Source organism: Natronorubrum marinum (assembly GCF_052040125.1).
Classification (GTDB): Archaea; Halobacteriota; Halobacteria; order Halobacteriales; family Natrialbaceae; genus Natronorubrum.
On the sequence record NZ_JBPPFV010000004.1, the window covers coordinates 106,044 to 118,296 of the forward strand.

The following is a 12,253-nucleotide window of genomic DNA, read 5'->3' on the forward strand; positions in this document are numbered from 1 at the left end:
AGCTATGAGTGAGTCAGTCGAGTCTCAGAACGCATGGCCCGAATCGCATTCCACCTGCAGATAGCCGACGGAAAGCGCGACGAGTACCGCGAGGCACACGAGAACGTCCCCGACTGGCTCGAGGAGGCCTACCTCGACTCCGACGCCGGCCTCGAGACCTACAGCGTCTTCGAACAGGACGGCCACGTCTTCGGCTTTCTGGAACTCGAGGATCCAGCGGCCATCGAGGAGGTCATGGACTCGAGCGACGCGCAGGCTCGGTGGGCCGAAGAGATGGACGGCATTACCGTCGACGACGACTCCGACAGGTGGATGGACGAAGTGTATCGCATGATCTGACTCGTCCGGCCGGACCGTACCGCACGCGGTCGCCACCGCCCGTTCTCGTCGTCCGTACTCCGAGCGATAGCGCTCGAGTTGCCGCACGCGCAGCCGCGTCTCTCGTCGCCTCGATCTCGATCGCGTCACGCGCTGACACACAGGTGTCCGGTGTGAGCGAACGGATGCGGTCTGAACGAGCGATCGGTTACTGACTACCGTTTCGGACCCTCTCGAGCGGAAATTACAGATTTTGGGATCAGATATTTACGGTAGTACGTGTGTAATTGATAGTTCGAATACGCGTTCGTCAGTATCGGTCACACCGGACAGAGACTGCTGACCCGGTGTTGGGTATCGGTACCGATACCGTAGAGACTCCGACCCACCGGTCGACGACCGCGACGCTATCCGGTGTGGACGGACGAGCGTCGAAATGCGGTCGGGAAGCCCGAACGGACGCTGGAACCGCGAATAGCGCGCCGACCTCAGAGCAGTCGCTCGAGATCGTCCTGAAGCTGCTCGTAGAGCGTCTCCGCCTGTTTCTCGTCGGCCTCAGTGAGCCCGACGATCGGCTCGCGGACGTTCCCACCGTTGTAGCCGGCGAGTTCGAGGCCGTACTTCACCGCAGGGACGCTGATCGCGCCCGCGAGCGTGTTGTTCGCGCCCGTCTGGCCGCGGAACTGCTGGTACGGGACGGCTGCGCTCTGGAGCGCGCGGGCCCGCTCCCAGTCGCCCTCACGCAGCGCCGACAGCAGGGCACGGCCGAGTCGCGGTTCGAAGTTCGTCACGCCCGCGGTGAACCCTTCGGCACCCTGTGCCCAAAACGAGACCGCGTACGGCTCCGCGAGGCCGTCGACCCAGACGACGTCGTCGTCGCCGGCGACGACCGCTTCGCCGAGTTTGACCGGGTCCTCGAGCGCGTACTTGATCCCGACGACGCCCTCGATCTCGGTGAGGTCCGCCAGAAACGCTACCGACGGATCGAACCCGCGAATGTAGGGAACGATGCCGGTGTCTGTCGCCGCCGCAAGTGCTCGGAAGTACTCGAGTAATCCCTGCTCGTGGAGGTAGGTGTGGTCCGGCGGCATGATCATCATCGCGTCGACGCCGATCTCGTCGTAGGCGTCGATGAGTTCCTCGGCCCCCTTCGTGCTGCCGCCGACGCCGGCCAACACGCAGGCGTCGTCGGGAAGCGCATCGACGCTCGTCTCGGTGACGTCGATTCGTTCCTGCTGGGACAGCGAGTGGTACTCGCTGATGTTCGCACACGCGAGGAAGGTATTCACGCCCGTGCTCGCGAGGTCCTCGGCGTTCGCAGCGAGCTTCTCGTGTTCGATTCCGCCGTCGTCGTCGAACGGTGTCAACAAACCGACTGCAACGTCTCGTAGACCGTCCTGTAGCTTGGCGTACGCCATGGTTCGGAATGGCCCAGACGGCAGATAAAGCTATCGCCACTCGCTTTTGTCGTCCGTTCGGGGATTTTCGTCGGTGCCGTTTGCAATCGGAACTCGGCGGCTGAGGGTGTTCGGATCGTCCAACAAGGTTTATACCGAATCCGGCGAACTACTAGTCAACGTCACATGAGTACGTCCCTCGAAGAGACCATGGCGGACGTTGCAGCGTACACCGTCGCTCGCGACATGGAGAACGAAGTCTGGCAGAAAGGCGTCGCGATCAACGGGTTACTCGCGACCGAACGCGAGGAGTTCGTCGACGCCGCAAGAGACCTCGTCGACCGCGCGGTCGAGACCCAGGACAGTAACGGCCAACTCTCCTACGGGCCGAGCTACCCGATCGAGGTGTTCCAGCACGGCAAAGAGTACGACGCCCACTGGCACATCGACGAGCGCAAGGCGATGAACACGAACAACACCACGTCGATCGGCCACGGCGTCCTCGACTTCTACGTCCGAACCGGCGAGGACCGGTACCTCGAGGCCGCTCGCGGCGAGTACGAGAACCTCCAGTCGGTCACCCGGACCGAAGACGGCGGCATCCCCCACCACGTGCCCGAACTATCGGGTGTGAAAGGGCTGTGGATCGACTCGGTCTACATGATGTGTCCGTTCTTCGCCCGCTACGGCGCCGCCGCCGACGAACCCGAGGCGTTCGACGAGGCCGCCAGACAGCTTATCGTCCACGCGAAACATCTCCAGGACCCACACACCGGTCTCTTCCGCCACATCTGGCACGAACAGCCGAACAGCTATCCCCAGAGCACGTTCTGGGCTCGCGGTAACGGCTGGGCGCAGGCGGCGATCGTCGACGTCTTAGAACACCTCCCTGAGGACCACGATGACCGCGACCAACTGATCGAGATCTTCCGCGACGTCGCTTCGGCCATCGTCGAGCGACAGGACGACAGCGGCATGTGGTACAACCTCGTCGACGATCCGCACACGCCGCTCGAGAGTTCGGGGACGCTCATGTACACCTACGCGTTCAAGCGGGCCCTCGAGATGGGCATCGTTTCCGACGAGACGTACGAGCAGGCGGCACAGGACGCGATGGACGTCGCTCGCGGTCTCGTCGACGACGACGGCGCCGTTCGCCGCGTCGCCGGCCCCCCGGGCGGACCGGGCGCGCCGCTGACGTCGACGTCGTACGGTCAGGGCTTCTTCCTGCTCGCCGCGGCGCAGTTCTAGCCACGGGCTAGATTTCTCGAGTGCTGGCGAGCTTTTCGACTGAACGAGTCAGTTTCGGAGCGAAACAGCTATGGTACCTGCTACCAATCGTTCGTATGCCAGTGCATCTCCAGAGATTGCACCAACTACCCGGTATGTTGTTAGATGCCTGGCGATACCACCTACTACCGGAGATTGAATCGGCACCACAAATCCAATCGTGCCGGGCCAACCTCCTGGACCACCGCGTCGATGACGCATCGCCGTCGTCGCTTACGACACCCGCAACCCTGCACACATCACCGGTGTCGACTCACGATGCGTCATCGGCGCGACGCGGTCCGCTAACCAAACGATTATGAGCGCGAGGCAGTAATCGCTAGCTATGAACGTCCTGTTGACCGGTGCGTACGGCCGGTGTGGAACCGCCATCATCGATCACCTACACGACGATTCGGCATACGAGTTCACCTATCTCGATCGCGACGAACCCGACACGAGCGGCGAGTACGGCGACCACGAGACCGTCGTTGCGGACGTCGGGGACGCCCGTGCCGTTCGCGACGCGGCAACCGACCAGGACGCGATGATCCACCTCGCCGGCTACCCCTTCACGGACGGCACGTGGGACGACGTCCACCAGCCCAACATCATCGGGATGCTGAACGCGCTCGAGGCCGCCCGCGAACACGAACTCGAGACAGTGGTCTTCGCCTCGTCGAACCACGTGATGGGAATGTACGAGATCGAGAACGCCCCCGATCTCTACTACGGCACCGACGTTCCCTTCCGACTCTCCCACGAGGATCCCGTTCGGCCGGACTCGTACTACGGCGTCTCGAAGAGCTTCGGAGAGGATCTCTGTCGGTACTACGTCGAGAACTACGAGTATCCGAAACGAGCGCACGCGATCCGAATCTGCGTCGTGCGGTGGGCGGAGTACGACCACCCCTACGGCGACGCCGAGCGCGACGTCAATCGCGGCGACTACGAGCGCGACAGCGACGAGTACGAGGAGGTCGTCGCTCGAACGAAAGGAATGTGGCAGTCCCGACGGGACTTTGCCCACATGATCGACCGCTGTCTGCAGTCCGACGAGGAGAGCTTCGAGATCTTCAGCGGCGTGAGCGATAACGATCGGCGCTGGTACAGTATCGAGAACGCTCGCGAGACGATCGGCTACGAGCCACAAGACAACGGCGAGGAGTGGGACTCGCCGCCGGAATAGCGACTTTCAAGGGGACCCGCGACGAATCGGGTGGTATGCACGTGAGCTGCACCCTCTACGGCCCGCTTCGGGACGCGGTTGGCGACAAGACAATCGAGCGTGAGGTGTCGACCGACGCGACCGTCGGTGAGGTCTTCGACGACCTCGCGGACGACTACCCAGAAATTCGAGACCTACTGTTCGACGGCGACGAGTTCAGCGGCTCGGTCAGCGTGATGCAAAACGGCCGCAACGTCGCCTTCGAGGACGGTGTCGAGACACCCGTCGAAGATGGCGACGAACTCAGTGCGTCGCCGCCGGCCGAAGGCGGTTGACGCGGTCTCGCGATGTTCTTCCCGCCGGCTGCGCTCACCTACGATATGCGATACACTGCGCGAAAAGTGAGATAGTACCGCTCAGCGCGGCACAGACGCGTTCTCAGTCGGCCTGTGCGAACTCCGACGCCGTCTCCGGCGAGACGGTTCCGTCGTCGTTCCAGCCGCGCAGTTCGTAGTACTCGCCGATCGATGACTGCAGGTCGGGCAGGTCGTAGGGCAGTCGGTCCTCGTCGCCGTCGTACCCGCGCTGATTCCGGAAGTGACGCTCGAGGGTGACGACGCGAGCGCCGACCTCGAGAAGGTCGTCGTAGTCGGCGTCGAACAGTGCTTCGAACCGGTCGGCTTCGACCGCGCGACCGACGCCGAACTGGCAGATGACGCCGCTGTCACGGAGCGCGTTGCGGTTCTCGTTTTCGATCACGAGTTCTGCCTTGCCGGCCGTCCCCTCGGGGTCGACGTCGCCGCCGTACTCGTCGGCGAGCGTCGTCGAGTACATGTGGTCACCGCCGCGGTTCGCGACGGCGTAGGAGAGTCCCTGCCCGTGGAGCGCGCGGCCGTCGTGAGCGGCGAACTCCATACCCTTGACCGAGAAGTTCTCGACGCCGAGTTCCTCGTGGCTCCGGGCGACGCCCTCCGCCAGCAGGTCGCCCTCGTCCTCGCGGAACGCGATCTTCTCGACGAGGTCGTGGACGAGTTCGGCGTTCCCGAACTCCTCGTTGCCGGCGAGGTACGCCGCGACGACGTTCCCACAGGAGATCGTGTCCATTCCGTACCGGTCACACAGTTCGTTCGACTGCATGATGTCGACGATGTCGCCGACGCCGCAGTTCGATCCGAACGAGAAGACCGTCTCGAGTTCGGGCCCTTCGGTCTCGACGCCGCTCGCTTCGTCTTTCGTCGGAAGCTTACAGGCGAAGGCACAGACCGAACAGGAGGCCTTCTTGTACTTTTTCGACTCGACGGCGTCGCCGCCGATGTTCTCGATGTCCTCGAACGACCGCTCGGAGAAGTACCGCGTCGGGAACGAGAAGTTGTCGTTGATGAACTCGATCGAGTTGGTCGTCCCCTGCCGGCGCATGATGTGATCGCTCGTCGCGGCCTCCCGATGGACCGACGACTGGACGTCCTCGGCCGGCACCTCGACATCGGGAGCGGAGTCGCCCTGGAACGTGACGCACTTGACGTTTTTCGCCCCCATAACCGCCCCGAGGCCGCCGCGTCCGAACGCTCGGCTGTCGTAGGTCATCACGCACGCGAACCGAACACCGTTCTCGCCTGCCGGCCCGATCGTCGCGAGATTCTCGCTTTCGAGGCCGTGGCGTTCGTTCATCACCGCGGTCACCTCGCGGACGGTCGCCTGCTCGAGTTCGGGCACTTCCTCGAACTCGACGCCCTCGTCGGTGACGTGGACGGCCAGCAGTTCGTCGCTCGTGCCGGTGAGTTCGACGACGCTGTGGCCGGTGCCGACGAAGTTCCGCGAGAGGTAGCCGCCGGCGTTGGCCGAGGCGACGCCGTCGGTCAACGGCGAGAGCGCGGTACAGTTCATCCGACCGGTGAAGCTCATCTGGGACTGCTGGAGCGGGCCGGTCGAGAAGTAGAGTCGGTTCTCGTCACCGTACGGATCGGCATCGAACGGGATTCGGTCGTGGGCGAGCGCGGTTGCAACCCCGCGGCCGCCGATGAACTCGGACAGTTCGTCCTCGATGTTCTCCGTCGTCGCAGACTGATTTCCGACATCGATTGTACAGAGTGAACCCTTGGCGTGGAGCATTACCGGGCCAACGCAGTATGAGCTAAAAAAGCTAGGGTTACGAGCGGGACGACCTGACCGGAGAACGTCGAAACTGCCGATCGATGTTGGTTTGTTGGAACAGTCGCGTAAAGACGACCGAGCGGCTAATTATCCGGGAAGAGCGAACGAGGGTTCGTACTCGTTTCCACGGCGGTACTGAGACGAGATGCGACCCCGTGATACAACGGACGAGGTAACGTCGGTAGGTACCAAAGCGTATTTATTGTACATCGAACACGCTAGCCATGTATGCAGACAGCACAGACGGTTTCGTTAGACGATGCAACGGAGATTCTGGATGCTGCGGAGTCGAAGGCAGCCGATCTCGGCGTCTCGATGAATCTCGCGGTCACGAACAACGAAGGGAATCTGGTCGCGTTCCGTCGAATGGACGGCGCGAAACTAGTCGCGGCGAGCATCGCTCGAGACAAGGCCTACACCGCCGCAGCCGTGAAAAAGCCGACCGAAGCGCTGAAGGAGGGCTCAGAGCCCGGCGGCGACGTCTACGGTCTCCAGTCGACGGACGACAACCGCGTCGTTACCTTCGGTGGCGGCATTCCGCTCGAGTACGACGGCGAGGTCGTCGGTGCAGTCGGGTGCAGCGGTGGGGCCGTCGAAGAAGACATAGCGGTCGCCAGCGCCGGTGTGGCAGCGTTCGAAGACCTTCAGTAGGAACGATGACGCCCGCTCGGTAGCACACGGCCCTCGACGGTAGCTCTCCGTATGAGTGTGTCGAACGGGACGACGGACGAAGTGACAGTTTTTGACGAAGTCGCGTCGGTCCTAGAAGGTAGTCGTCCCCTCGAGACGTGCCCCTCGACGACGTCTATACCCAGTGCAACACCGAGCCTCGGCTTCTCCGGGACCCCTGGAGCCGTCTTCGACGGCGTACGCCGCGCTGGCGTGGCAGTCACAGACGTTTTACGGCCGCGTCCGGAGTGCGTTCTCGATCCCGAAGACGGCGGTAACGACCGTATCCGCCGTTCCGCCATGGCCGGACATCTTCTGGGCGAGTAGACGAGCAAGTTCCTCGGCGTCGAACGGATTTTCGCCGGTCAGGAACCGCTCGGTGTACTCGACGAGTTCGGGGACGCCGCCGCGGTAGGACTCACCGATCACGGTGAGGCCCGCGTCCGTCTCGCTCCTGATCGGGGTCCACTCGAAATTCCCGTCGACAACTCAGGTGCTGGTATCCGCGATTCCACTCGTCACCCATTCCGTCCGTCGTTCCGACACACGGCTCGAAATTCGGGTCGTGAAATCGGTTATAGTCGTGCCGTGGTCGCAACGACGTCCGCTTCCGACGACGTCGATGCTCGGACTGACATCCGGTATCGCCGATTCGGAGTTTGCTCCACTTTCACCCTGTGTCCGACCGCGCCGGTATCAGTACTGGATCGCAGGTGGACAGGAACGGGCACCCTCGACCGGAGCCCAACGAGCGGATACACCCTGACGAATCGTCCTCGTTCCCACCGAATCAATTGCATCCGGTCTCGCCGGATATCGAACGCCAGTCGGGGCTTCGTTCGAGTTTGAAATTGATCGGAGAGATCATAGAGATGCGAGATGTCGGCGAAGATGGATAACCGACACCTAGCCGCTCGAGGTTTCACTCTGGAAATCATTTCGAAAGGCGACGACCGAAGGGTCGGTCGAGACGAGTCGGTGTGGTGAGTACGCCATCGATAGATTACTCCCGCGGAAAATATCTGTAAAAGAGGACGTTCGTGAATTAATATGAACACAGACACGTTTGAAGATCCTAGACTCGTCGTATCGAACTACTCGTACTCCACATAAACAGGTATTGCATGAAGGGACCGCGGGAAGACGCGATCAACCGTGAAAACACTCCCACTATCGGTTATAGACGGCACTATAGCCGGACAGTGATATCGTCAGCGATACTGAAACCAACGGCTTCGCGTGAATCTCGAGATCGATTCGCCACGAAGTTCGGCGGTCGATTGGACCACCGGAATGAGTATAATGGCAGTTTTAATATATGTATGTCACGAGACACCGTTGAGCTGTAAATGCGGAGCGGCCGGGTACATTGATTACATTCATACCTCCGTAAATCCGTTCGAGACCCAAATGTTTTTTAGCCACTAGTTGGTACCCTCAGTTAGTGACCGAACGCACCCAGTCGTCCGACTCAGAGACCTCGTGTGGATGCAAGCTCGGACGCGTCGCCGACGAGTACGGGCTCCAGGGGCTCGACGATCAACTGGTTGGGTACTGGACCGGCGAGCGGGACGAGAAGATGAGCACGCGCCAGCTCGCGACCTACGTGAACCAGCGCGTCCTCGAGACCGCACTCGAGGACGCGAACGTCCTCCTCAAAGACGGGGAGATCGAAAACACCTACCGGCTGTTGACCGACGACGACGTCAGTAGCGGGACGCAGGTACAGACGCGAAACGAACTCGAGCGCGACGGCGTCCCGATCGACGACGTCGAGTCGAACTTCGTCTCCCACCAGACGGTTTACAACCACCTGACGGACTGTCTGGCTGCGACGCTCGAGACGCCGAGCGACGACGAACGAGTGGAACGGAGCGCCGATAAACTCGGCGCACTGCAGAACAGAACCGAGGCGGTGACGTCGGATACGATCGCCCAACTCGAGCGAAACGGGATCCTCGATCTCGGCAAGTTCAACGTGACCGTCTCCGTGACCGTGACGTGCGAGGACTGCTTACAGGAGTATCCGATTCGGACGCTGTTAGACGAACGATCCTGCGACTGTCAGGATGCAACCGCGGATGACACCTGATAACTGGGATTTACTCCGGCGATTTCCGATGGGTTCGACGCTCGTGGAAGGGGTAACTTATTTTTGCTAAGAGCGAGAACGCGGTGATATGAAAAGTGAACTTGACAGGACGGAACGTGATACTCCAGAGCGAGCGACGCTCTCCGTCGACAATATCGGCGGTATCGACGAGACGGAGGTCGCGTTTCAGCGAGGGGCGACAGTGCTTTCGGGACGAAACGCGACCAATCGGACATCGCTGTTACAGGCGATCATGGCCGCACTGGGGAGCGATCAAGTCAGTCTCAAGGCCGACGCACAAGAGGGGCGCGCGGAGCTCGAGCTCGGTGACGAAACCTACCGACGAACGCTGCAGCGGCGAAACGGAACCATCGTCACCGACGGCGAACCCTACCTCGACGACCCCGAGCTCGCGGACCTCTTTGCGTTCCTGCTCGAATCGAACGAGGCGCGACGCGCCGTCGCTCGCGGCGACGATCTCCGCGAACTGATCATGCGCCCGGTCGATACCGACGCGATCAACGCCGAAATCGAGCAGTGTCAGCGACGGAAGCAGGAGATCGACGACCAGCTCGCGGAGCTGGACGAACTCGAAGGCAAGCTGCCCGACCTCGAAGCAAAGCGAACGCGAGTGACCGACGAGATCGAGACGCTCGAGGACGAACTCGAGGACGCACAGGCGGAGCTCGAAGAGACCAACGTCGACGTCGACGAACGACGGGAAGAGCAGTCCGAACTCGAAGCGAAACTCGAGGAACTCCGCGAGACTCGCTCCGATCTCGAACGCGTCCGAGACCGGATCGAAACCGAACGCGAGAGCATCGACGCGCTCGAGGAGGAGCGCGAGGAGGTCGAGGAGCGCCTCGACTCGCTCTCGACCGGCGACGAGTCCGAAATCAGCCGACTCGAGGCCGAGATCGAGACGCTCCAGGACGAGAAGGCGACGCTCTCGGACGAAATCTCGCAGCTCCAGAGCACGATCCAGTTTAACGAGCAGCTTCTCGACGAGCAGGAGTCGGTGCTTCCGGACGCCGAAGGGGACGACGGCCCAGTGACGGACGAGTTACTCGCCGACTCGGAGACGGTCACCTGCTGGACCTGCGGCTCGTCGGTCGCTCGCGACCAGATCGAAACGACGATCGAGCAGCTTCGAACCGCGCGCCAGGACCGACTCGAGGAACGATCGGGGATCAGCGCCGAACTCGACGAGAAACGGGAAACGCTATCCACGATCAACGAGAACCGCACCGAGTACCGCCAGACGCAGCGACGCCTCGATTCGATCGACGACGAGATCGAGCGGCGACGCGAACGCATCGAAGCGTCGACGGCCGACCGCGAGGAGCTCACCGACGAGGTCGACGACCTCGAGGCTACGATCGACGACCTCGAGACCGACGACTACAGCGGGGTCCTCGACCAGCACAAGGAGGTCAATCAGCTCGAGTTCAAACTGGAGCGGAAGGAACGCGAGCGCGACGATCTGGACGATCAAATGGCGTCGATCGAGGAGCGCCTTGACGAGCGAGAGACGCTCCAGGCCCGTCGCGACGACATCACCGACGAACTGACCGATCTACGCACGCGGATCGATCAGATCGAGGCCGACGCGGTCGAGGCCTTCAACGAGCACATGGAGAACCTCCTCGAGGTGCTCGAGTACGGTAACCTCGATCGGATCTGGATCGATCGGACCACCCGGGAAGTTCGCGAGGGACGACGGAAGGTTTCGCGCTCGTCGTTCGATCTCAAGATCGTCCGCAGCACCGACGACGGCGCGGCCTACGAGGACACGATCGACCACCTCAGCGAGAGCGAGCGAGAAGTAACGGGGCTCGTCTTCGCCCTCGCAGGCTACCTCGTCCACGACGTCTACGAGACGGTGCCGTTCATGGTTCTGGACTCGCTCGAGGCGATCGATTCCGAGCGGATCGCGATGCTCGTCGACTACTTCGAGTCCTACGTGCCGTATCTCGTCGTGGCGCTGCTCGACGAGGACGCACAGGCCGTCGAAGTGGATCACGGCGTAATCACGGAGATCGACTCGGCGTCGGCGGCCCAGTAACGGCGGATTCGGTTCCAGGCTGATTTTCACGTGTCGGCGGTCGGTTGGTGGGAGTGGAAACCGGAACCGTTCGTACCGTCGTCGGTACACCGAATGCGGCGGGTGACAGCTTCAATAGGTAGAATAGCTACAATAGCTACAATAGGTTAATATTTTGCAGTGGTTACAATAGGCGCAATGGAAACGATAGATAGAGGTGTTACGAGGCACTGTTTAGTTGAGCCAGTTTGAGACCTGAGCAGGCCGCTGAGTTACTCTAGAGTAATGCTCGCAGACCTGCTCAGCAAGAGCTACGATGCGGATTTAGAGGAAGCTTGGGAGAACGAACGGACGGCGACGCCCATCACGGGGTTCGCCGTCCGCCTCCATCAGACCGGTTGTTTGCTTCAAGAGACAACGACGATTCCCGCTGAATTAGGCGTCGGACGCTCTCATGGGGTGGTTTGAAATTGGGTACCTCGGCTGGCTGACAGCGTCTCAGACCTGCCGACGTCCACGAGAGCAGAGCTCTCGTGTGGCCCATCAGAACGCGTTGCGTTCTGAGGACGGCGAAGCCGATGCGGGTCGCGGTTGACGAGACCGCTGTCAAGATCAACGGCGAACGGTCTTGCTTGTACGCTGCAATAGATCTCGATACAAAGTTGAGTCTTGACGCCCAGTTATGCAGCCGCCACGGCACTGATCCGGCAGCTGCGTTCCTGTATGGACTCCGCGAGAAACACGATCTCTCCGAAGCAGTGTTTCTCGTCGAGCAATTTGGCTATCGGACTGCCTTTGCTCGGTTAGGACTGAACGGTCGGATTGACTATACCGATCGAAACCTGATCGAAAACTGGTTTCACACCTTCAAAATGCGCGTTGACCGTTTCCAAAACTCGTGAGTGGGCAGTCGGCGGAGTGCCCGTAAGTGGATTGATCAGTTTGTGCATGACTACAACCATCAAAGACCGCATCAATCGCTCGATAGAAAGACAAATGATTGTTTCTATCGTCCTTTATGTGTTCGCCTATAGAGAACAAACGCTCACTGCCGCTGAGACGCGAATGGCGCACATCAGTGACAGATATCCTCACGCGCTACAGCAAGCCGCGCTGGACACGGGTGGTCGGTTCCGCAGTCTCGA

The 12,253-nt window shown here is 61.2% G+C and carries 9 protein-coding genes and 2 pseudogenes; 8 read left to right on the forward strand and 3 right to left on the reverse strand.

Annotated features, from left to right (window positions below; all coding sequences use genetic code 11):
• Nucleotides 1-33: 33 nt before the first annotated feature.
• The gene (locus ACSFC5_RS20520; protein WP_440767084.1) at nt 34-339 is read left to right on the forward strand and encodes an L-rhamnose mutarotase; all 306 of its coding nucleotides are present in this window, start codon (nt 34-36) and stop codon (nt 337-339) included.
• A 467-nt stretch (nt 340-806) separates the two neighbouring features.
• On the opposite strand, the gene ACSFC5_RS20525 is transcribed toward ACSFC5_RS20520, so the two are convergent.
• Nucleotides 807-1,736 (reverse strand): dihydrodipicolinate synthase family protein, encoded by a 930-nt coding sequence (locus tag ACSFC5_RS20525; protein ID WP_440767085.1) that lies wholly within the window; start codon nt 1,734-1,736, stop codon nt 807-809.
• Between the two features lie 165 nt (nt 1,737-1,901).
• Between ACSFC5_RS20525 and ACSFC5_RS20530 the strand changes: the two genes are divergently transcribed.
• The 3 genes from ACSFC5_RS20530 (at nt 1,902) to ACSFC5_RS20540 (ending at nt 4,487) form a co-directional block, all read left to right on the forward strand.
• Entirely contained in the window at nt 1,902-2,966 is a 1,065-nt protein-coding gene (locus ACSFC5_RS20530) for a glycoside hydrolase family 88 protein (RefSeq protein ID WP_440767086.1), read from the forward strand.
• 364 nt (nt 2,967-3,330) lie between these two features.
• Nucleotides 3,331-4,173: an NAD-dependent epimerase/dehydratase family protein gene (locus ACSFC5_RS20535; RefSeq protein ID WP_440767087.1), complete on the forward strand. Its 843-nt coding sequence runs from the start codon at nt 3,331-3,333 to the stop codon at nt 4,171-4,173.
• 35 nt (nt 4,174-4,208) lie between these two features.
• Complete coding sequence (locus tag ACSFC5_RS20540; RefSeq protein WP_440767088.1) at nt 4,209-4,487, forward strand: ubiquitin-like small modifier protein 1; 279 nt, start codon at nt 4,209-4,211, stop codon at nt 4,485-4,487.
• A 103-nt stretch (nt 4,488-4,590) separates the two neighbouring features.
• Here ACSFC5_RS20540 and ACSFC5_RS20545 read toward each other — a convergent pair whose 3' ends face one another.
• Nucleotides 4,591-6,261, reverse strand: coding sequence for an aldehyde ferredoxin oxidoreductase family protein (locus tag ACSFC5_RS20545; RefSeq protein ID WP_440767089.1), 1,671 nt, complete (start codon nt 6,259-6,261; stop codon nt 4,591-4,593).
• Between the two features lie 270 nt (nt 6,262-6,531).
• Here ACSFC5_RS20545 and ACSFC5_RS20550 point away from each other — a divergent pair, with 270 nt between their 5' ends.
• Nucleotides 6,532-6,954: a GlcG/HbpS family heme-binding protein gene (locus ACSFC5_RS20550; protein ID WP_440767090.1), complete on the forward strand. Its 423-nt coding sequence runs from the start codon at nt 6,532-6,534 to the stop codon at nt 6,952-6,954.
• A 174-nt stretch (nt 6,955-7,128) separates the two neighbouring features.
• On the opposite strand, the pseudogene ACSFC5_RS20555 reads toward ACSFC5_RS20550, so the two are convergent.
• Nucleotides 7,129-7,518 (reverse strand): annotated as a pseudogene (locus ACSFC5_RS20555) (mandelate racemase/muconate lactonizing enzyme family protein); the annotation flags it as partial.
• 898 nt (nt 7,519-8,416) lie between these two features.
• Between ACSFC5_RS20555 and rdfA the strand changes: the two are divergent.
• The 3 genes and pseudogenes from rdfA (at nt 8,417) to ACSFC5_RS20570 (ending at nt 12,142) form a co-directional block, all read left to right on the forward strand.
• A complete protein-coding gene (gene rdfA / locus ACSFC5_RS20560; RefSeq protein ID WP_440767091.1) occupies nt 8,417-9,064 on the forward strand; it encodes a rod-determining factor RdfA in 648 nt (215 codons plus the stop codon).
• Between the two features lie 88 nt (nt 9,065-9,152).
• Nucleotides 9,153-11,129, forward strand: a complete 1,977-nt coding sequence (locus ACSFC5_RS20565; protein WP_440767092.1) for an archaea-specific SMC-related protein — start codon at nt 9,153-9,155, stop codon at nt 11,127-11,129.
• Between the two features lie 264 nt (nt 11,130-11,393).
• Nucleotides 11,394-12,142, forward strand: a pseudogene (locus ACSFC5_RS20570) (IS6 family transposase).
• Nucleotides 12,143-12,253 lie beyond the last annotated feature (111 nt).